The organism is Desulfitobacterium nosdiversum, assembly GCF_049860565.1.
GTDB lineage: Bacteria > Bacillota > Desulfitobacteriia > Desulfitobacteriales > Desulfitobacteriaceae > Desulfitobacterium_A > Desulfitobacterium_A nosdiversum.
Genome location: NZ_CP172056.1, coordinates 56,948 through 78,453 on the forward strand (window position 1 = coordinate 56,948; position 21,506 = coordinate 78,453).

Sequence of the window (21,506 nt, forward strand, 5' to 3'; positions counted from 1 at the left end):
ACTCACTCACATCCGCTCAAAGAACGTTCTCTTAAGCACCTCAAGCTGATGCGCTTTGCTGAGCCTCGTAAAGTGTACAGCATAACCGGAAACACGAACGGTTAATTGAGGATAGTTTTCAGGCTCTTCCATCGCTTTTTCCAATAGTCCGCGATCCATAACATTCACATTCAAATGGTGTGCCCGTTGAATAAAGTAGCCATCCAATAGATGCGTCAGATTTGTCTCGCGCTCTTCTTTTGCTTTGCCTAAGGCCTTTGGAACAATGGAAAACGTATTGCTGATCCCATCCATGCAATGCTCATAAGGAATTTTAGCCACAGAATTTAGGCTTGCTAATGCCCCATTCGTATCTCGTCCGTGCATCGGATTTGCTCCCGGCGCAAAAGGTTCTCCTTTTTTCCTTCCATCTGGGGTTGCTCCTGTTTTCTTGCCATACATGACGTTCGAGGTAATGGTTAGAACAGATAGGGTATGCTTGGCATGACGGTGAGCCGGATACTTTTTCAAGTTGGCATTAAAGCTTTTAACAAGCTCGACAGCCATTTGGTCTACACGGTCGTCATCATTGCCATATTTGGGAAGACCGCCTTCAATTCGGAAATCGACGGCAATCCCTTGCTCATTTCGAATGGGATAAACTTTAGCATATTTAATAGCACTTAAGGAATCAACGACAACTGAGAAGCCGGCAATACCCAGTGCCATAACCCTCTCTACTTGGCTGTCGTGTAAAGCCATTTGGATACTCTCATAAGCATATCTATCATGCATATAATGAATGATATTCAGCGTGTTAATGTAAAGCTTGGAAAGCCAATCTTGGAGAAAATCGAAGTTCTTTTTAACCTTATCAAAATCAAGAATTTCATCATCTAAGGCAGGAATTTCAGGAGTCAATTGTTCACCTGTTTTTTCATCTCTTCCGCCGTTGATAGCAAGAAGCAGTAACTTAGCGAGGTTCGCTCTCGCACCAAACAGCTGCATTTGATAACCGATTTTCATTGCGGAAACACAACATGCGATTCCATAATCATCTCCGAAGAATTCACGCATTAAATCATCGTTTTCGTATTGAACGGAACTTGTTTGAATTGAAGTTTTCGAACAAAACGCTTTGAAATTCTCCGGCAGATCCTTAGACCAAAGGACAGTCAAGTTGGGCTCCGGTGCCGGTCCCAAATTGGAGAGTGTATGCAAAAAGCGATAGGAATTCTTAGTAACTAACGTTCTTCCATCGACACCCATTCCACCGATGCATTCGGTAATCCACATCGGATCCCCGGCAAAAAGCTCTTCATATTCCGGTGTTCTTAATTCGCGGGCTAAACGAAGTTTGATGATAAATTGATCCACAAGTTCTTGCGCTTCGATTTCGGTGAATACACCTTGAGCTAAATCCCGTTCTACATAAATATCCAGGAATGTGCTCACCCTGCCGAGCGACATCGCCGCACCATTTTCCGCCTTGATCGCAGCAAGATATGCAAAATATACCCATTGAAATGCTTCACGTGCATTCTTTGCCGGACGAGTAAGGTCGAATCCATAACCCGCAGCCATCGCAATCAACTCCTTCAGAGCTTTGATTTGTTCCCTAATTTCTTCTCTTAAGCCGATCGTTTCTTCGGTCATTGGGACAGATGCAAGAGACAGAAGATCTTCCTCTTTCCCTTTGATCAGGGTATTCACACCATATAGGGCTACTCTTCGGTAATCCCCGATGATTCTTCCTCGTCCATAGGCATCCGGAAGGCCTGTAATAACCCCATGGCTTCTTGCTTTCCGCATCTCTGGTGTATATGCATCAAAAACCCCGTCATTATGGGTCTTACGATACTTTCTAAAGAACTCTTCTTGAGTCTCGTCCATATGAACGCCGTATGCTTCACAGGACTTCTTCGCCATTCTTAATCCACCAAAGGGATTGACGGAACGTTCTAAAGGTTTTTCCGTTTGAAGACCAAAAATTACTTCATTTTCTTTTTGAATATAACCGGGGCCATAGGCATTGATTCCAGTAACATGTTTCGTATCAATACTTAAAACTCCGCCATTGGCTCTTTCCTTTTTCAAATCCTCCAGACATTCAGCCCATAGCAAGGCTGTTTTCTCTGTTTTCTCGCATAAAAAGTTTTCATTACCTAAATAAGGGGCATAGTTCTTTTGAATAAAATCACGGACATCAATTGTGTCTTCCCATGGACCTTGATTAAATCCCTTCCACTCAGAATTTTGCATACTCATCCATCTCCCTCATCCGTTTTGTTGATGTTCAAGGCGTCCAAAACGTAATGCGGTCAATAAAAAAACCGCCCGGACAACTCTTTCACATTCTTGTAATCGAATTGCCCAGGCGGTCGGCTTCTAGCAGTTACACTTCATCGTAGTTAATCCTACAATACTTCCGCCAGTCATGTAACTGTATCATTAAATTTGATATGCCTATTATAATCAGGCTTACTTTATCTGACAAGAGGAAAACTTTAAGTTGTAAAAGTCTGAATAAATTCACGATTCAACATCTCCTAACACGTAAATATTAGTACATCGACTTTCTTCTAACAAGTACATACCTTTTAGTTATTAAATTACTTGGTGCATATTAAGTAACACTTAGGTAATAAAGAAGAGTCCTCAAATGATCATGATCATTCAAGAACTCTTCTTCTTTGTTATTTTTTAACCGGTCTAGAAGCTTTGATAAATGGCTTTCCGCTGTTGATTCCGTGCAAGAACAGATAAACCATAATTCAGAACAAAATACGTAAGCGCAATCATTCCGAATAAGGTAAATACTTGTGCCGTCGATCCGAACTGCCCCATAATGATTAATCCTTTACCGGTCAGTTCTTCTACCCCTACAGCCCAGACAAAGGAAGTATCCTTTAAGACCGTAATAAACTGGGAAACAAGAGGTGGAATCATCTTACGCAAGGCTTGCGGCAAGACAATGTGGAATAATGTCTGCACATACGTAAACCCTTGTGACTTCGCAGCTTCCCACTGTCCTGTAGAAATGGATTTTAATCCGCCCCGGACAATTTCAGCGATAATAGCTGAAGTAAATATTGTCATCGCAAGAATCCCCGAATTAACAGGCTTTAATGTTGTTGCAAAGCGCATGACAAGGATAAACAAAAGCAAAGGAATGTTCCGCACAATCTCAATATAAACAGCGGAGATTTGACAAATTATTGGTTTTCGCGAATAACGGGCAATCCCGAGAATCGTTCCAAAAATAAAACTGAACACAATCGTCATGAAGGCAATGTAAAGCGTTGTTAATAAACCTTGACCCAAAAATTTAAAGACGTAAGGCTGAAATACCGCCTGCATTACATCGACACCTCCGTCTTACGCTCCAGATAGCTTGCAAATTGGGCTAAAGGGAAGCATAGCGCAAGATAAAGCAATCCCACTGTCACGTACGCCGGACCATAAAAGAGGTTGTCCGCCGACCAGGAGTCTGCATGATACATCAGTTCTCCGCCCGCAACCATGGCCAAAACAGAGGTATTTTTAATTAAACTTACAGCTTGATTCGTTAGAGGGGGCAAAACAACCCGAGCAGCTTGGGGTAAAATGACATACCGCATTGCTTCCACAAAAGTAAACCCTTGGGATAAAGCGGCTTCCATTTGCCCGCGATGAATCGACTCAATGCCGGCTCTCACAACTTCCGCAATATAGGCACCATGATAAACTCCTACACCCAATACCCCAACTGCCATAACAGGAAGCATTATTCCCAAATGAGGCAGTCCGTTGTAAACAAAGAATACTTGGATGACCAGAGGGGTATTCTGAATAAACTCAACGTAAACGCGGTTTATTGCTTTAAGCAGCCGATTATGCGTCGTTCCCAATACTCCAAAGACAATGCCTAAGGCCAAAGCCAAGGCAAGTGCCAGAGCTGAAGCTAAGATGGTATTACCAAATCCCTCTGCAAAAATATGCCAATCTCGGAAGAGTGCTTGCCATTTAAACCAGGCAAATGGTCCAACCACTTTTACAGACCCCACTTCTTAATGAGTTTATCTAGATCTCCGGATTTCTTGAATTCGCCCACCGTATCATTAACCAACTTCGCAAGTCCGTCATTTCCCTTTTTCGTTGTAATTCCGTATTCCTGCGGGCTGAATTTATCTTGCAGCATTGTTGTGGAATCGTCTAAGTAGCCAAACAGAATGGAACGGTCAACGGAGAAAGCATCGACCCGGCCGGAATCCAAGGCCGCTTTAACTTCAGGGTAAGTTGCGAATTCTTGGAAGGTCACTTTAACTCCTAATTTATCCGCTTCAGCTTGAACTGCCTGCTTACTGGTTGAGCTTTGGGCTACCCCGATTTTCTTACCGTTTAAATCTTTTAAGCTTTGATATCCGGGCGCTTTTTTAACGAGTAAGCCTACGCCGTCGGTATAGTAGGGATCAGAGAAGTTATAGCTTTGTTTACGTTCTTCCGTAATCGTAAAGGTTGAAATATCCATATCAACATTGCCATTATCCAATAGAGGTCCCCGAGTTTTTGCCGTAACCGGTGTCAACTCGATTTTTTCCGGGTCACCAATAATTTTCTTAGCCATTTCTTTGGCTAAATCAATTTCAAATCCATCAATTTTGTTCGTTTGAGGATCTTTGTAACCAAACTTAGGCACGTCGACTTTAACCCCAACTTTTAATACACCGCGATCTTTAATCGCTTTAACATCTGATGAAACCGTTGAAGCCGCATTACCGGATGTCGAAGGAGCCGCCGCCGAACCGCATCCCGCTAACAGACTGCCGACAAGCAATGCACTCATCATTAAAACACCTATTTTTTTCACAAAAAATCCCCCTTATTTTTTAATAGCTTTCTAACGAATAATCCGACTCAAGAATTGTTTGGTTCGATCATGGGTTGGGTTTGAGAAGAAATGCTCGGGAGTCCCTTGTTCTAGAATTTCACCCTGATCCATAAAGACGACCCGATCAGCAACCTGCCGCGCAAATCCCATTTCATGAGTAACGACAACCATCGTAATTCCTTCATGCGCCAAGTCAACCATAACATCCAAAACTTCTTGGATCATCTCTGGATCCAAAGCGGATGTAGGCTCGTCAAAAAGCATAATTTTAGGGCGCATGTTTAATGCCCTTGCAATGGCAACACGCTGTTGTTGTCCTCCTGAAAGCTGAGCTGGGTAGGCATCGGCCTTCTGTTTTAAACCTACACGTTCCAGAAAAGCCATTCCTGATTTATCTGCCTCTTCTTTAGGAACTTTCTTTATTAAAATTGGGGCAAGCGTTAAGTTTTCTAGAACTGTCTTGTGGGGATAGAGATTAAATTGCTGAAAAACCATCGCAACGGATTCTCGGACTTTTGTGATCGGAGCCTTATGCGCAGTGATATCTATCCCATCAACGGTTACCTTACCTGAACTTGGCTTTTCTAAAAGGTTCATGCAGCGGATTAAAGTACTCTTACCTGAGCCACTGGGGCCGATTACAACTAATTTTTCGCCTGATTCGACCTTAAGATCGATCCCTTTTAGAACATGTAATGACCCAAAATACTTGTGTAACCCTTCGAGTTGAATCACTTTGCTTGTCCTCCTGCTTTGTGTCTTAATCTCCATCTTTTCGCTGATTTTTTCGTGTTCTAATATTTCAAATAATATCACGTATTCTATAACACGACAAGCCTATTAATGCATGTATCATGTATCATGTATCATGTATTACAGAGCTTCCTGTCCGCTCTCACCAGTCCGAATTCTTATGGCATCTTCAATATCCGTTATGAAAATTTTGCCGTCTCCTACTTCCCCGGTTCGGGCTGCATCGGAAAGAGTCTTAACAACATCTTCTACAGACTCATCCGGTACGACAGCTTCGATATTAACTTTGGGAAGTAAAAAGACTTGATACTCTACTCCCCGATAAACCTCGGTATGGCCTTTTTGATTTCCGCAGCCAATGACCTGACTTACCGTAATTCCTTTAACCCCCAGCTGGTCCAGCGTGGTGATGACTGAGTCAAGTTTCCCCGGTCGAATAATGGCTTCAATCTTTTTCATGATCATTATTCCTCCTTCCCCAATTTATAAATGCATAAATCCTAAACCAACTCTGCAATGTTCAGAAAGTACGTTGACAGAAGTACGTCCAAACATAGCTATAGCGATCCAATCTCCATCGGTCACCATTGCGATCTTTAGTGCAAAACTGGCATTGCTGTTTGTATGAACAAAGATGCTATTGCTGGCTTCAAGAGTTGCATGAACCACCGCATGAATCTCTTTGGGATCCTTTTGGATAACCCCCGTATTGAGAGCTGCGGCAATTACTGAATGCGTAAGTTTTCCTGTTGGATGGAGTGTTGCTACCGTTCCCCCAATTTCAGTCACAGCACAATTTAGATTTTGAGACATCAGCGCCTGCTTCAACTCATTTTCTTTTTCCCGCGTTTCGGTTAAAACGAGGAAGAGTGCCTCACGTTCCAATGAAGGCTTAGCACTACTGTTATTATTTCGCTCTTGCATATAAGCCCTCCTTAAAACACAAAATGCCGTACAATCCTCTGGTAAACCAGATCATTGTACGGCGCCATTGCCTTTGATAACCCATTTTACTATATTTTTTATAAAAGTTCTAGTCGTTTCAGGAAAGAACTATGTATACAATCTTTTCCTGCCGCTGAATTAAAGCGTCTCGCGGATGATTGCCGACCAGTTCTTCCCTCTGTATGCATTATAACCTCGTGTATGAGCATAGCCATAAATAGTAGAATTTCCGTAATTGTCCACTTCCAAATAATCACCGTAGGTCTCACCATTAATTGCCCGTCGAGCCGCTTCTAAATGCTTCATGTTCTGAGTTAATATTCCCTTTCGATCCCGGCTAGCAATGACATACCCTTCTTTATTGATGATCCAGATGTCCCCGTTTTTTCCGATTCGTGCGGAATCGATAATGTCATAAATGAAATTCCAATTAAAACGTGTTGAAAAATATCCTAATATCTCTCCCTCATCACTGTGGATCGGGCATGTATAGGCCACTGTATGGAGATTATCGACCGAGGATAAATATAAGTCACTAACCGAAATAGCATTTGCCTTTTTAGCTTCTATAAACCAAGCCCGATCGTCCATATTTTTTCCAATGAGTTCACTATGAACTCCTGCTCCAACAATAGTGCCTTCATAATCGAGTACAAACAGATCGCTATAGACTTCATAGATATCTACGAGTTTTTTTAAGAGTGTGTTAACGGCTGTGACACGATTGGGATCTGTGGATTTGAAACAATTCTTTACTTTATCAAAAGTTGCCCAAGCTTGAGCATCGCAGTTGCGTTCAAAGAGATTGCGGTCAATTTTATCGATAGTATCATAAGCAACGTCTGCGGTACGTACGGCCATAACTTTGTTGGCAGTAGTCTGAATGTTTTCCACAATCTGAGTGCTTTCTTTTGTAGAAGCTAAACTCCGGGTCGCAAGTTTTTTAATTTCATCAGCAACAACACCGAAGCCCCGCCCTGCATCACCTGCCCTTGCGGCTTCAATAGCTGAATTGAGGGATAATAGGTTAGTATGTTTAGCGATTTCCTGAATAGAGTGAATCACGTTCCCCATCTTTTGATTTGCATCCTTGAGCTCGGCTAATAAAACTGATGCATCGAGTTTAACTTGAGTCTGATCCGCCATTATGATATCCCCCTTAAAATGCTTCATAAAGATAAAAAGATGCCCCAAGAGAATTCAATTCTCCTGAAGCACCTTTGCTTCCATTTCACTATCCTTTGTACACAGATCTGTGTACAATAAACTATGTGAAATAAATCCTGAAATAATTATACCGTTCTCTATTTTTGTACACAAGTCAATTATGAATTGGATATTGTATACTTATTTAAAATCATTTGAACGTTACTCAACTTTCGCACCGCGAAATCATGCTGTAACCCAGGCCATAACTGGGTTGGAACAAAATAATATTGTACATTGACAGAAAAACACCTTTCGAATTGGTAAAATGGAAGTGACCAAACCACCATCAATCCAAAACAGAAAGGTGCGTACTTCAATGTTACAACACAACTCTCTGCCTGAACAGCATCAAAATCAACTTTCTTTCGTTTTTTCTACTCTCAAGATTGGTCAAATTTTGCGAAAAGCTGGAATCCGCAAGACTTATGGGATTTCGAGCCTTGCTGTATTCCAGATCATCTTTCAGTTAGTCTTCCAAGGTCGAAATCTCTTTCGACTGCTAGAAAGTAATCGGGGTGAGTCCCTTCCAGGTAAAGATGTTATCTATCGATTTCTCAATGAATCCAGCTATAACTGGAGGCGTTTCTATCAACTCTTGAGCCTCAAGGTTGTTGCGCGGTTTGAAAGCCTCACCTCCTCACATCGTATCCGCGTTTTTATCGTCGACGATTCTGTCATGTGCCGAGAACGCAGCAGAAAGGTTGAACTTTTAGCCCGTATTTATGATCATGTCTCAGGCCGCTTTATTCGCGGATATAACATGTTAACGCTGGGCTGGTCCGATGGCTATAGCTTTGCGCCCCTCGATTTTACCTTGATGAGTTCAGCCAAGGCCAAAAACCGTCTTTGTGAAATGCGGGAAGACTTGGACAAACGCACGACAGGCTACAAACGACGTGTGGAATCCATGAGCCACAAACCGGACGCTGTCGTACAAATGCTTGAACGCTCTCTAAAGGCTGGCTTCTCAGCGGATTACGTCCTCATGGATAGTTGGTTTACTCATGCACCACTGCTTCAAATGCTCATGGATAAGGGACTTCACGTCATTGGAATGGTCAAGGAACTCAAACAACGTTATATTCTTGAGGAACAGTCCTTAAGTTTGCGTGAGCTGTATGCCAAAGTCCCTAAAAACGCGAAAGCAGAAATTCTAGGTTCAGTTCGCGTTCAAACGCCTAATGGTTTACCCCTTAAAATTGTCTTCGTCCAGAATCGCAATAATCGGAGAGAATGGTTGGCTATTCTAACAACAGATCTGGCTTTAGATAATGCTGAAATCGTGAGGATTTACGGTATGCGTTGGAGTATTGAGACCTTTTTCAAAATGGCTAAGTCTCACTTGAAATTGGGCACTGAATTCCAAGGACGGTCCTTCGACATGATGATCAGCCATACAACCATTGTCTTTTCCCGTTATCTCATCCTAGAATGGGAACGACGAGAGAACAATGATGAACGCTCCCTTGGAGGATTATTCTATCTTTTCGCCGATGAAGTCATAGACTTAAACTTAAAAACGGCATTACGTCAGTTAATGGCCTTTGTTCTCGACCTTTTAACCAATAAATCAGAGAGCAAAGAATCTTTACTTAGTCAATTACAGAAATGGATGAGCGAATTGCCCAGTTATATCAAGGCTTTATTCGCACAACCGGGGTGCGAAAGTTGAGTTAGATAACATAAACGGATGCAAATATTTTATAATGCCCGTGTAAAAAACCTCTGTTTTGTCTTCATGGTATGGACATTTAGAAAACAAAAGCTATAAGTTAACAAATTTTTGCCCAACAACAAGTAATTTACCTTTAGTACAGTCGACGTAAGCTGGATTACCGATGCGTCAACACATTATCATTATTTTTACATAATAGCTGAAATCCCTTGTAGGATTAAGCCTACAAGGGATTTAGAAGTACCATTGAATGTAAAATCAATACGTAACGCCCTTTAAATCAGCTACCTCGGATATCATCATTCGAGGTTTTTAACTTGTGAATAATCCGGGTGCAAATTACCACCCTGTCCGGAATGGTTGGAACCAACCATCCATCCGGACAGGTGGAACTCTCAACCGTAATATTCACTTGCAATGAAATCATTCCAGTCGATGGTTTAACCTCGATTGTAATATCCTCCAAATCGAGTGCAGCCATCTCACTTAAACGAAGGCCGTATTTAAAAACATCGTAATTAGGGCGTTCGCCTTACGATCTCCGGCACGTTCCACAGCCCTCATTAAGGCGTGCTTCTCCTTTTTATCAAGAGCCTGCGGCGATCCTTTTACCGTTTTTACTCGGGGTGGAGCCTTCACGACTTTATCATTAAAAGTGAGCCAGGATTCGATGGCATTCAGTGTTAGATTCACCGTCTGAGCCTTTCGTTTTTGTACGTTTTGGAGGAAACTCTTGTATTCCCGCAGATCCGTTGGAGTGACATTATCAGGTGCAAAGGGGTACTCATTTGTTTCCTCAAACCAAGACTGAAAGAGATTAAGTCGTTGTCTATAAGCACGGAGGGTATTCGGGCTTTTGCCTTCTTCTTCGAGTTTGTAGAGCCATGATGATATGTGATCCATAATAACCTCCGATCATGCCAATTGCTCCATGATAGCTTCTAGCCATGCAACCTTTCGTTCGTGTAATAAAGGACTGGCGTGTATATATAATGCGTTGGAATCATGGTATGGAATGCCGACTCGTTTTTCTGTCGGAATATAAGGTAATGCTTGGTTCGCTAACTCAAGTAAAAAATTATCTGTTCCCCATGCCAAGATATAGGAGCCGTTATCTTTGATATTAAGCATTTCATTACGTTCTATCGATCGTTCATCTGAAAAGATACTGTGAACAATGGTTGGCAGCTCTCTTAGCATAGTCTTAAAGACCGGACTTTTGGGGCATCGAATATCGGATAAGTTAAGAATTCGTATGTAATCCCATCCTTTATAATTGGCAACCATCATCTGCATAAATTGTGTGGTGTCTGGTTGCGTTACTACCCAATGCCTCAATACTTCATTTTTGGATAAGACGTCTTTTAATTTAACCTGAACAGGAATATCACTTGATTTTTTAGGTCTAGAAGAACCTGAATTCATCATGATAGCAATAGCATCAGGCAGCTCATTAGTTGGTCGGTTTAATCCGTATTTATCTCGTCTTACAATCTCAAGGGCATTTCGACACTCAATAGACTGACCGTTTCCTAAGTTTAAAGTATAAAAGCTTCCGTATACTTCAAACTCCTTCTTAAGTTCCTTGGCATAAATAAAAGGATACTTTGACATTTTCAATCTCTCCTTCTCAATCCTTCATATCCTTCCTGTACATATGTAATTTCCCATGATCGACTCACCAAATTAAACCATGCCATAGGTGTGCCCTTTTCTAATTTCAACTCGATAACTCGTGGGGACCAGTACGGAGATTCAAAAATCCACTGAATATGAAACCCAATCTTAGGTCTTGTACTTTTCGCGTAGCCTCGAAAGCCATTGATACAAATATAGACTCGTTTAAGCGAATCACAGAATAAGCCAAAGTTATCAAGAGGAATATCACAACTCATTATATTGACCGTCCAGTCAACAGCAAACTTTTTTAAGGCTAACCCAATTCCCATTTCCAGAGAAAGCAGATCAAACAATGGAATAATTTCCGATTCTGAAATATCATCAAAAGATATGTACTCATCCTCTTTTTTTAATGGTACAACCGTTCCAGTACACTTTTTAAGTCTGCTTATTTCCTCCATCCTCTTTTTAGGTTTTTGTATGTGCGACTTAGGGCAATTTACTTATGAATGGCTTAAAAAATTATCTTATGAGTTTTTTGGGCTTTAAACCCCTATTTCTATATACCTTCCGAGTGATAAGCCAATTCCTGCCGGATCGCCACATCCCTCTGTAAATTTGCCTTCGCGGGCATAATGCTTGATTTTGTTCTCCGCTGCTTCGGGACAGGTAAGCACATCCTTCATTTTAAAATTAAAAGGGTAGCTGAAAGCCAGAATTAAAATTATTTGAAAGAAGCTTTTAAAAAGTTCTCTTCTTCACTATTTACTTTTTTGCATTGCTGTAGTAAAATAATGTTAAAAAAGGGAGGGATTACTATGAAGAAGAAAAGCTTATTACTTGTCTTAACTGTCGTAATCATGTTATGTCTTGGTAATGTGCAAGCTTTCGGTGCTGAAGAAGTTACAAAATCTGAATTGATTGGAGTGGAAGAATATTCCCAAACAATGACGCAGCTGTATGAAAAATACGGCTGGAAACTTGAAATAGTAGATGCGAGTAACTATAAACCAGTGACAAGAGATGCCTTTAAATCAATTCTTAGTGAAACTAAAAAAGATTTAATCAAAGCTACGATTAGGTACAATGAAAATGTTGATAAATTATTAAAATTAAAAGAACAAAATAAAATAAATATTGATGAAAGTAATATTCCAAATAAAATATCTATTCAAGCTGAAAGTATTACTCCTTTATCAATGCAAATATCCAAACCTCTTAGCGGTCAAGCAAATTTTTCGAACACTTCATCATTTATTGGTAATGTACTTATACACTATAGTACAATGTCAGTTTATGACGGGGGTAATGGTGAATTTATAAGTGTTGACAGTCCAGGCAGTTGGTATTACACAGATGCTATTAATTTAGATAATATAGCATACGATACTAAAGGATGGGTTATTTCTGGTAATAGACTACTTGTTTATGCTAATGCAAGTGGTACAATAACTTTTGCCTTTACGGATCCAAAAACAGGTATTGTCATTAAAACACAACAGCCATTTCAAATTGTTGAATCATTTACCTCCTAAAAGCCAAAGAAGTTATCTCAATGGGTAAATAATAGATAAGCCTCAAAAAAAGAAGCCAAAAGGCTTCTTTTTTTGAGGCTATTCAGGTTATAAGGTGAAATAAAAAAGGCAAGTTCAAAAAGAGAATTATATAAAGGGCTGACTGCTATGTCTGATGATAATTGCGTAATTGTCAAAAACTCTGCACATAGAAATACACGGTTGGAACTGAGATAATTGCCTCAAGACTATTGAAGGAGGAATTATCTATGGCTCAAGAAGAGCAATCCATGATCAGAAGACAGCAAGTTGAGCAGCAGATCTGTCCGGTGTGCGCAGGCCCATTGCACGATATGAAGGTGGAAGTTACACGAACCCTGAAACTTGTACCGGCTCATTTTGAGGTCGAGGAACATCGCCGCTATGTCTATACCTGCCGCGAGTGTGAAAAGAATCAAGGAGAAAACGATAAAATTCCCTTTGTTCGTGCGGATATGCCCAACTTGCCGATTCCCGGAAGCTTTGCCACTCCGGAACTCATCGCAGGCATCATCAACAGTAAATATACCAAGGCCCTGCCCCTGACCCGGATTGAGAAAGAGTTTGATCGTATGGACAGCGTCCGGATCTCCCTGCAAAACATGAGTAATTGGGTCCTCCACTGTTCAGAAGAATATTTTTCAAGGATCTATATCCATATGAGAAGTACGCTTCTAAGCAAAGATGTTTTGCACGCTGATGAGACTTGGACTCGCGTTGTGCAGCAGGATGGCAGAGATGCTAAGAAGAAATGCTATGTCTGGGTTTACTGCAGTGGAGAGCATGACGAGCCGATTATCTACTATGAATTCCATGAAAGCCGGGCATCGGAATCCGCTCAGGAGTTTCGCAAGGACTATACCGGATTTTTGCATACCGACGGCTATGAGGTCTACCATCGTCTGGGCCCAGGGATCACAGTAGTGGGCTGCCTCGCTCATATAAAGCGAAAATTTACGGATGCCATTAAGGCCTTGAGTCCGGAGGAGCAAAAGAAAACGTTCTGCTTCAAAGGGCAAGAATACTGCGACTACCTATTCCACATTGAAAAGAAATACAAGGATGCCGAACCAGAAGAACGGTATAACAAGCGTCTCACCCTTTTAAAACCGATGATGGATGCCTTTTTGGCGTGGCTTAAAGAGACCAAGCCCCTCGCGGTTCCTAAATCCCATGCCTATGAAGCCATAAATTATGCGCTGAACCAGTGGCCATATTTTAAAAACGTCCTTTTAGATGGTCGCTTGGAACTCACCAATAATTTGATCGAGAGAAGTATCCGCCCCTTCACTCTGGGACGTAAGAACTGGGTTACCATGAAAACAGACCGAGGAGCAATTGATAGTTCCATAGTATACAGCATCGTACAGACTGCCCTGGCCAATAACCTGAAAGTTTACGAATATCTGGTCTATTTATTGAAAGAGATGCCGAATACCGATTTCAGCCTATATCCGGAACGGATTGAGAAGTTTGTTCCTTGGTCCAAAGAGCTTCCGTCTATCTGTTACAAAACTAAAAGTTAAGAAATTCATGAGACCGTGTTGAAACTTTAGTTTCTCACGGTCCCTTAAAAGGTTTCAGAATGAGGAAAGCTATACTGGCCGACCGTCTATCCCAAGACGGCAGCCAGTTTTCTCATGTTATGGGCAATACAATGTAATCCCCATTCCAGCTTGACCTTTTCTAATCCCTTGAGAATGAATCGTCGCACACCAAAATTGCCTTTGATATCTCCAAAGACACTTTCCACCTCTATAGGTCTTAAGCTACGCATTTTCAGCCCATATTCGCTGGTCAGATTAGCCCGTGCTTCTGCTTTTAGTTCATTGCCTTTAGGGTTAATGTATATCTGCTTCTTGAAATTAGGATTATTGCCTTGCTTGATACAACGCTTGCGGTACGGACACTCTTGACAATCATCACTTTGATAGACTCGGATTGTACTTCGATAGCCCCTCTTGCTTTTCTGAGATTTTATGTACTTGAATCTTAGAACTTTACCAAACCCGCACGTGTATTCATCCTTCTGTTCATCATATAACCAATTCTGAACCAGGGTCGGATCGGATTTCCACTTGGCTGTTGCTTCTTTATGAAAGGTATTGTATTTGACATAGTTCCCAAGGTTCTCTTGAGCCAGATATTCATAATTCTCTTCGCTTCCATAACCGGCATCGGCAACGATGTTGGCCGGGAGCTTACCCCCTAGGTTTTTTTTCAACTCTTCTAGGTGCTCTTTCATGCAACTGGTGTCACCTGCTGATTGATGGATGCTGTATCCTACGACAAATTGATTTTCTGTTCCTATCTGGACATTGTAACCTGGCTTCAGTTGCCCGTTTTTCATGGCATCTTCTTTCATTCGCATGAAGGTTGCGTCTGTATCCGTTTTCGAGTAGCTGTTGCGCTCTGCCAGCAGTTCTTCTTGTTTTTCGTATTTCTTCATTCGGGGTAAGTAATCTTTGAGCAAGAATCTTTTAACTTTAATGAGTTTCTTTTCCTTTGGGTTCGTGGACAGCCGTTCATCAATCCGTTTAACCGCTTCTTCTATCGCTTGGGAGCTAATCGGTTTCTCTTCTCCCAGTTCTTCCAGGTTTCGGTCCCCATACTCCTCATTTTCTTTCTGATTGGTCAACTCTGCAAACTCAAAGAGTTCTCGTCACTTTTCCTGCAGTTTTTCTTTGTAGCGCTTGGTTGATTTTCCCCAGACCCAGCTATATTTATTGGCATTGGCTTCGATTTTCGTTCCGTCTAAAAAGTAATTTTCCAGCTTGATATAGCCCTGTTTATGTAAAAGTTCAACAACTTCACTAAAAATCTCAACCAGCGCATCTTTCATTCGTTCTCCCCGGAAACTGTTAATCGTTTTAAAATCCGGGCTATTTCCTCCACACAACCACATATACATGATGTTTTCGCGGGCTGCCTTTTCTATGCGGCGGCTGGAAAAAATCTTATCGGTATAAGCATAGATGAGCAGTTTGGTCATCATAACGGGATGATAACTCGAACGCCCACCTCCGGGATATTTGGCTAAAAGTAGTTTCAGATCCATCTGATCGATGGCGGAATTGACGATTCGAACCATATGATTGGGAGGGATCAGACATTCCAGATCCATCGGTAAGCTAAGTTGATTCTGGTTATATTCTTTGAAAATAACTTTGTCATGTACTTTCTTTCCCGGTTTTGACAAGAAGAAAACATCTACCCCATCTCGTTCTTTCCTTGCCTTAATTATACCATTTTTCTCCCCAATACGCGGAGAAACCGCCGAAATCTAATGATTTCTAGCGGTTTCTCTCGACTATGTTTTCACACAGCCCCTTTTTCTTTATTCAGGTGCTTAAGATTTGACAATTACATAATTGCTCTGTGAATAATCCGGGTGTAAATTACCACCCTGTCCGGACTTTCGTTCCAGTCGTTCTGGAGCCCAACAGATTCGATTGGGTCCAGTCGTCGATAAGTTACTCCAGGGTAGACTTGACATGGGGCCCCACATCGGACGCTTCAATGGGTCGAGGAATGAGGCTCCAATGATGGATTCCTTTGGAGTAAGCCCCATCCCTTCGCTTTAGGGTAGAATCCCCGAGTGGAACTTTAGACCGTAATATTCACTCTGTAGCTTATCCTATACGATTAGTAAATCTACACATATTAGAGAAACTGCATACAGCAGAAATCAAAAATCTAAAAGACATTGTAGCGCATACTATGAAAATTATATTATCTAGTATTTTTATTAATATATATATCTAAAGCTTGTATTGCTTTAAATGATACAATAATCGCTGATACATAAAATACAGCTTCTAATATTGTCGTAACATATCCTAAAGAACCAAAAGCCCCTATAATACCAATACCTACGTTCTCCATATTAACAGCTCCCTTATTTGTAATTAGTTTTGATGATTTAATTACATCGCCGTAGATTACGGATGCACAACATAAGATATTATATCATACGAATAATAGTTCCTCCAGTAATTACCATGTTCATAGCTAAAGATAGATTTTTCTCGTTTTATAATAAAAATTGGCAAAAAATTAGCATTAGCAGGCTCTAAGATAATCATTTCAGGTATATCCATTTTCACTTCATATACGACTATAGCTGATCGTTTAAATTCCCCCAAAGTCGCAAAATCATTGATAAATGATGTCTTAATATTTTCATTTACTAATTGAATTTTAGGTTGTTTTAGATTCTTATCGACTGCTACTTCAATGACTTTAATTAGGTAACCATTTCCTTTTGATGATGATGCGGCCGCACTAAGATCTTGTTGAAACCAAATCTTTGTTAATTCATATGTCATTTCTTCTTTTGAGGAAACAGGATAGGCCGTAGCAAGAGGGGTACCATTCCATGATGTAGCTCCATCGAAACTTTGTATATACATCCCCGTTTTTAAACTTGGTTCAAGTGCATTATCAAGATATGCATTGCCAGCATTGCCACATCCCGATAGAAGTGTTGTTAAAATAAGCACTAAGATGGAAACTGAAAATAGTTTTTTACACACCTTCTGTGATCAATCATCGCTTCGGAAAAACGCCATGACCCTGACCAAAGGTATTTAAATGACTTCTCCCCTGCTATCCATCGCCTTCCCATTGCTTCGGCAGTCTGGACCGTGGTTCAAGAGCCGGCCATTAGATCACATACAATATCGTCTTTTTCCGTTAACAACGATATAAACCACTGAGGAAGTTCTAACAGCATCCGAGCTGGATGGGGACTTACCCCATGATTTCTACATGCAGCAAGATATTCCCTGTCAGTCGATCGGATTTTCCATGATGTGAAAAATAGTTTGGTATCCTGTATGATATTCAATTTGTCCAAAGAAGACAATCAATGTGATTTTTAATATTTTATTTGAAGTATTATATTATATACTCAACTTTCGCACCGCGAAATCATGCTGTAACCCAGGCCATAACTGGGTTGGAACAAAATAATATTGTACATTGACAGAAAAACACCTTTCGAATTGGTAAAATGGAAGTGACCAAACCACCATCAATCCAAAACAGAAAGGTGCGTACTTCAATGTTACAACACAACTCTCTGCCTGAACAGCATCAAAATCAACTTTCTTTCGTTTTTTCTACTCTCAAGATTGGTCAAATTTTGCGAAAAGCTGGAATCCGCAAGACTTATGGGATTTCGAGCCTTGCTGTATTCCAGATCATCTTTCAGTTAGTCTTCCAAGGTCGAAATCTTTTTCGACTGCTAGAAAGTAATCGGGGTGAGTCCCTTCCAGGTAAAGATGTTATCTATCGATTTCTCAATGAATCCAGCTATAACTGGAGGCGTTTCTATCAACTCTTGAGCCTCAAGGTTGTTGCGCGGTTTGAAAGCCTCACCTCCTCACATCGTATCCGCGTTTTTATCGTCGACGATTCTGTCATGTGCCGAGAACGCAGCAGAAAGGTTGAACTTTTAGCCCGTATTTATGATCATGTCTCAGGCCGCTTTATTCGCGGATATAACATGTTAACGCTGGGCTGGTCCGATGGCTATAGCTTTGCGCCCCTCGATTTTACCTTGATGAGTTCAGCCAAGGCCAAAAACCGTCTTTGTGAAATGCGGGAAGACTTGGACAAACGCACGACAGGCTACAAACGACGTGTGGAATCCATGAGCCACAAACCGGACGCTGTCGTACAAATGCTTGAACGCTCTCTAAAGGCTGGCTTCTCAGCGGATTACGTCCTCATGGATAGTTGGTTTACTCATGCACCACTGCTTCAAATGCTCATGGATAAGGGACTTTTACGTCATTGGAATGGTCAAGGAACTCAAACAACGTTATATTCTTGAGGAACAGTCCTTAAGTTTGCGTGAGCTGTATGCCAAAGTCCCTAAAAACGCGAAAGCAGAAATTCTAGGTTCAGTTCGCGTTCAAACGCCTAATGGTTTACCCCTTAAAATTGTCTTCGTCCAGAATCGCAATAATCGGAGAGAATGGTTGGCTATTCTAACAACAGATCTGGCTTTAGATAATGCTGAAATCGTGAGGATTTACGGTATGCGTTGGAGTATTGAGACCTTTTTCAAAATGGCTAAGTCTCACTTGAAATTGGGCACTGAATTCCAAGGACGGTCCTTCGACATGATGATCAGCCATACAACCATTGTCTTTTCCCGTTATCTCATCCTAGAATGGGAACGACGAGAGAACAATGATGAACGCTCCCTTGGAGGATTATTCTATCTTTTCGCCGATGAAGTCATAGACTTAAACTTAAAAACGGCATTACGTCAGTTAATGGCCTTTGTTCTCGACCTTTTAACCAATAAATCAGAGAGCAAAGAATCTTTACTTAGTCAATTACAGAAATGGATGAGCGAATTGCCCAGTTATATCAAGGCTTTATTCGCACAACCGGGGTGCGAAAGTTGAGAACGTTATTTTAGGACTATAGAAAGATTTGCAAAAACTTCAGAGCTGAGTTTGTGTTCCTTCACCATCCCCTGAATGATATTCATGACTTGGGATTCAGGAAGAGGTTTTCGATACGGGCGTTCCTCCGTTAGTGCCTGATAAATATCACTTACAGCAATAATCCGTTCAGGCAGACATAATCGCTCTTCTCGTATTCCTTCCGGATAGCCTTTCCCATCCAAAGTCTCATGATGATTTCCTGCCCAATCGCGAATCGTTTCTAAGCCTTTAATCCTTGACAATATCAGCTTTGTATAATATGGATGGCTTTTTATCCGTTGGTACTCAATGAGTGTCAACTTCCCTGGTTTATCCAAAATACTATTCGGGATCGTTAACTTGCCAAGATCATGCAATAAAGCGCTGATTTTAAGCTTTTGCAGCGTTTCCTTATCGAGCTTAAAATGCTCCCCTAAGCGTATTGCCACTGACGTAACCCCTTGAGAATGCTCATAGGTAAAGGGCGATTTATTATCAATAATTTTTGCAAAAATCTTTGCGATTTGCTCAAAATATTTTGAATCAATTTCTAAATTTATTGTTGGGCGTATTGCTCGAAGTATCTCAGACAAGTATGGCGAACTATACTCCAGCCAAAAAATCTCATTGCTCTGAACAGCGAAAAAAGCTGCAACGAGCTGAGGATTAAAATGAACACCTGACCTTTTGTTAAGTTTGTTTCTAATCTCTGAACGATCATTGTAAATTGAACCGAATTCCTGAAATACAACATCCAATTGGTCAGCTAAAAAGATAATTTGAGATCCAACTGGAATTGAAGCGCCTTCGCATTCAAAAGGACCGCTTCCATCCCAATTCGCATGATGCCATCGGATATATTCCGAGACTTTTTTGGGGAAAGGCAAAGAAGCGATCATTTGAGCTCCAACCTGACAATGAGCAACTACTAGGGATACATCCTGATGCGAATCCGCTATGGAGGTCGTCATCCCGATATCATGCAAAAGGCTGGCTACAAAAATATCTTGGAGTTCCTCTTCAGACAGCTTTAATTCCTTAGCAATTTTTAAAGCAATAAAAGCTGTCCGCTGTGCATGTTCGAAGGTTTTATTTTCCGCAACATCCAAGGCTAATGAAAGACCCTCAAGCAATTCGTTAGCGTTAATAATACTCACTCATTACCTCCGTAAAATAAGAAAAAATAAACTTACTAAAATTAAGCAAGTTTATTTTATAAAATATAGTTCTTTTCGTCTATATCAATAATACACAACTTTTATTTTGTTTAGCACTTAGTTTGTAAGACTTATTTTTCTTGTCAATCGAATTTTCCTTGGGAAAATAAAATCTTATTATTTACTGATATCCAGCATCCGGTTTAAGGCACTTATCGCTTCAGCGGTAATCTTCTCTTCTACTTTAATCTGATTCACAATTTTGCCTTTAAGGATATTTTCAAGAGTCCATAGAAGGTGGGGCTGGCTGATTCGATTCATCATTACACACATGCAGACGTTCTCATTGAGACTGATAATCGTCTTATCCGGATTTTCTTGAGCAAGCCGATGAACCAAATTAATCTCCGTTCCAATCGCCCAGACGCTTCCCGCTGGTGATCCTGTAACTTGGCGAATGATAAAATCCGTTGAACCGCTTAGATCGGCTCTCTCAACCACATCATGACTGCATTCCGGGTGGACAATCACTTTGACATCGGGGTATTTTTCCCGAACCTCATCCACTTGTTGAGGCTCGAACCTTTGATGCACTGTACAAAAACCATCCCAGAGAATTAAACGCGGAGCTGTTTCAGGAAGTTTAACCTCCCCCGGGTTCTTCCGATTCCAAAGAAGAATATCCTGTTCGCCAAGTCCCCACTCCAAACCGGTATTTCGTCCAAGATGCTCATCCGGCATGAAAAGAATGGACTTTCCTTCTCCTAAGAGCTTTTTAAAAATCTTTAGAGCGTTGGAGGAAGTACAGGTCATTCCATTGTTTCGCCCGCAAAACGCTTTTACCTCAGCATCCGAATTAACATATGTGACAGGAATGATTTCTTGATTATACTTGGCCTTGAGTAGCTTCCAACATTCTTCAACCTCTTCAATTTCTGCCATATCAGCCATCGGGCAGCCTGCACCTAAGTCCGGCAGAATTACTTTTTGCTTGGAGGCAGTTAACATATCCGCGGTCTCTGCCATAAAGTGGACTCCGCAAAAAACAATATATTCTGCTTCTTTTTCTTGAGCTGCAAGCTGTGCGAGTTTAAGAGAATCACCCCGGTAATCAGCATGCTGGATAACCTCATCCCGCTGGTAATGATGCCCGAGAATAACGAGTTTGGGTCCAAGTTTTGCTTTAATGGCTCGGATCCGTTCATCGCGTTCTTGCTCACTCATTAAGATATATTCATCCGGTATCCGTTGCTGGCTTTTAAACATCTCTTAATCTCCTCTTAAGTTTAGTATTCAATAAAG

The 21,506-nt window shown here is 41.1% G+C and carries 20 protein-coding genes, 2 pseudogenes and 1 riboswitch; of the genes and pseudogenes, 4 read left to right on the forward strand and 18 right to left on the reverse strand.

Features of this window, described 5'->3' with window-relative positions:
• Positions 1 to 6: 6 nt before the first annotated feature.
• The 8 genes from pflB to ACHOLT_RS00345 all read right to left on the reverse strand — a co-directional run bounded on the left by pflB (position 7) and on the right by ACHOLT_RS00345 (position 7,693).
• Positions 7 to 2,241 (reverse strand): formate C-acetyltransferase, encoded by a 2,235-nt coding sequence (gene pflB, locus ACHOLT_RS00310; RefSeq protein WP_425808210.1) that lies wholly within the window; start codon positions 2,239 to 2,241, stop codon positions 7 to 9.
• A gap of 102 nt (positions 2,242 to 2,343) precedes the next feature.
• A riboswitch (ZMP/ZTP riboswitch) is annotated at positions 2,344 to 2,428 on the reverse strand.
• 263 nt (positions 2,429 to 2,691) lie between these two features.
• Positions 2,692 to 3,339, reverse strand: coding sequence for an amino acid ABC transporter permease (locus tag ACHOLT_RS00315; protein WP_425804878.1), 648 nt, complete (start codon positions 3,337 to 3,339; stop codon positions 2,692 to 2,694).
• Positions 3,339 to 4,010, reverse strand: coding sequence for an amino acid ABC transporter permease (locus ACHOLT_RS00320; RefSeq protein WP_425808212.1), 672 nt, complete (start codon positions 4,008 to 4,010; stop codon positions 3,339 to 3,341). Before ACHOLT_RS00320 ends, ACHOLT_RS00315 begins: the two co-directional genes overlap by 1 nt.
• A 2-nt stretch (positions 4,011 to 4,012) precedes the next feature.
• Entirely contained in the window at positions 4,013 to 4,828 is an 816-nt protein-coding gene (locus ACHOLT_RS00325; protein ID WP_425804880.1) for a transporter substrate-binding domain-containing protein, read from the reverse strand.
• Positions 4,829 to 4,858: 30 nt separating this feature from the next.
• Entirely contained in the window at positions 4,859 to 5,584 is a 726-nt protein-coding gene (locus tag ACHOLT_RS00330; RefSeq protein ID WP_425804883.1) for an amino acid ABC transporter ATP-binding protein, read from the reverse strand.
• 138 nt (positions 5,585 to 5,722) lie between these two features.
• Positions 5,723 to 6,061: a P-II family nitrogen regulator gene (locus ACHOLT_RS00335; RefSeq protein WP_425804886.1), complete on the reverse strand. Its 339-nt coding sequence runs from the start codon at positions 6,059 to 6,061 to the stop codon at positions 5,723 to 5,725.
• A gap of 24 nt (positions 6,062 to 6,085) precedes the next feature.
• Complete coding sequence (locus tag ACHOLT_RS00340) at positions 6,086 to 6,526, reverse strand: HutP family protein (RefSeq protein ID WP_425804889.1); 441 nt, start codon at positions 6,524 to 6,526, stop codon at positions 6,086 to 6,088.
• Between the two features lie 159 nt (positions 6,527 to 6,685).
• A complete protein-coding gene (locus ACHOLT_RS00345; protein WP_425804891.1) occupies positions 6,686 to 7,693 on the reverse strand; it encodes a methyl-accepting chemotaxis protein in 1,008 nt (335 codons plus the stop codon).
• Between the two features lie 379 nt (positions 7,694 to 8,072).
• Here ACHOLT_RS00345 and ACHOLT_RS00350 point away from each other — a divergent pair, with 379 nt between their 5' ends.
• Entirely contained in the window at positions 8,073 to 9,428 is a 1,356-nt protein-coding gene (locus tag ACHOLT_RS00350) for an IS4 family transposase (protein ID WP_425803741.1), read from the forward strand.
• Positions 9,429 to 9,711: 283 nt separating this feature from the next.
• Here ACHOLT_RS00350 and ACHOLT_RS00355 read toward each other — a convergent pair whose 3' ends face one another.
• The 5 genes from ACHOLT_RS00355 to ACHOLT_RS00375 form a co-directional block, all read right to left on the reverse strand.
• The gene (locus tag ACHOLT_RS00355) at positions 9,712 to 9,912 is read right to left on the reverse strand and encodes a hypothetical protein (protein WP_425804894.1); all 201 of its coding nucleotides are present in this window, start codon (positions 9,910 to 9,912) and stop codon (positions 9,712 to 9,714) included.
• Between the two features lie 5 nt (positions 9,913 to 9,917).
• A complete protein-coding gene (locus ACHOLT_RS00360; RefSeq protein ID WP_425804896.1) occupies positions 9,918 to 10,334 on the reverse strand; it encodes a phage integrase N-terminal SAM-like domain-containing protein in 417 nt (138 codons plus the stop codon).
• A gap of 12 nt (positions 10,335 to 10,346) precedes the next feature.
• Positions 10,347 to 11,045, reverse strand: coding sequence for a hypothetical protein (locus ACHOLT_RS00365; protein ID WP_425804898.1), 699 nt, complete (start codon positions 11,043 to 11,045; stop codon positions 10,347 to 10,349).
• Positions 11,046 to 11,047: 2 nt separating this feature from the next.
• On the reverse strand, positions 11,048 to 11,512 hold the full coding sequence (locus ACHOLT_RS00370; protein WP_425804900.1) for a hypothetical protein: 465 nt from the start codon (positions 11,510 to 11,512) through the stop codon (positions 11,048 to 11,050).
• Positions 11,513 to 11,596: 84 nt separating this feature from the next.
• On the reverse strand, positions 11,597 to 11,737 hold the full coding sequence (locus tag ACHOLT_RS00375) for a hypothetical protein (RefSeq protein ID WP_425804903.1): 141 nt from the start codon (positions 11,735 to 11,737) through the stop codon (positions 11,597 to 11,599).
• Positions 11,738 to 11,869: 132 nt separating this feature from the next.
• Here ACHOLT_RS00375 and ACHOLT_RS00380 point away from each other — a divergent pair, with 132 nt between their 5' ends.
• Positions 11,870 to 12,586 (forward strand): hypothetical protein, encoded by a 717-nt coding sequence (locus ACHOLT_RS00380; RefSeq protein WP_425804906.1) that lies wholly within the window; start codon positions 11,870 to 11,872, stop codon positions 12,584 to 12,586.
• Between the two features lie 248 nt (positions 12,587 to 12,834).
• On the forward strand, positions 12,835 to 14,130 hold the full coding sequence (gene tnpC / locus ACHOLT_RS00385) for an IS66 family transposase (RefSeq protein WP_425804908.1): 1,296 nt from the start codon (positions 12,835 to 12,837) through the stop codon (positions 14,128 to 14,130).
• Between the two features lie 86 nt (positions 14,131 to 14,216).
• On the opposite strand, the pseudogene ACHOLT_RS00390 reads toward tnpC, so the two are convergent.
• From ACHOLT_RS00390 to ACHOLT_RS00400, 3 genes and pseudogenes are all read right to left on the reverse strand, one after another.
• A pseudogene (locus tag ACHOLT_RS00390) lies at positions 14,217 to 15,803 on the reverse strand (IS1182 family transposase).
• Positions 15,804 to 16,336: 533 nt separating this feature from the next.
• Positions 16,337 to 16,489, reverse strand: a complete 153-nt coding sequence (locus tag ACHOLT_RS00395; RefSeq protein ID WP_425804911.1) for a hypothetical protein — start codon at positions 16,487 to 16,489, stop codon at positions 16,337 to 16,339.
• Positions 16,490 to 16,545: 56 nt separating this feature from the next.
• Complete coding sequence (locus ACHOLT_RS00400; protein ID WP_425804913.1) at positions 16,546 to 17,106, reverse strand: hypothetical protein; 561 nt, start codon at positions 17,104 to 17,106, stop codon at positions 16,546 to 16,548.
• A gap of 563 nt (positions 17,107 to 17,669) precedes the next feature.
• Between ACHOLT_RS00400 and ACHOLT_RS00405 the strand changes: the two are divergent.
• Positions 17,670 to 19,026: pseudogene (locus tag ACHOLT_RS00405) on the forward strand (IS4 family transposase).
• 5 nt (positions 19,027 to 19,031) lie between these two features.
• On the opposite strand, the gene ACHOLT_RS00410 reads toward ACHOLT_RS00405, so the two are convergent.
• Positions 19,032 to 20,204, reverse strand: coding sequence for an HD-GYP domain-containing protein (locus tag ACHOLT_RS00410; RefSeq protein WP_425804916.1), 1,173 nt, complete (start codon positions 20,202 to 20,204; stop codon positions 19,032 to 19,034).
• Positions 20,205 to 20,381: 177 nt separating this feature from the next.
• Entirely contained in the window at positions 20,382 to 21,470 is a 1,089-nt protein-coding gene (nadA, locus tag ACHOLT_RS00415) for a quinolinate synthase NadA (RefSeq protein ID WP_425804919.1), read from the reverse strand.
• Positions 21,471 to 21,506 lie beyond the last annotated feature (36 nt).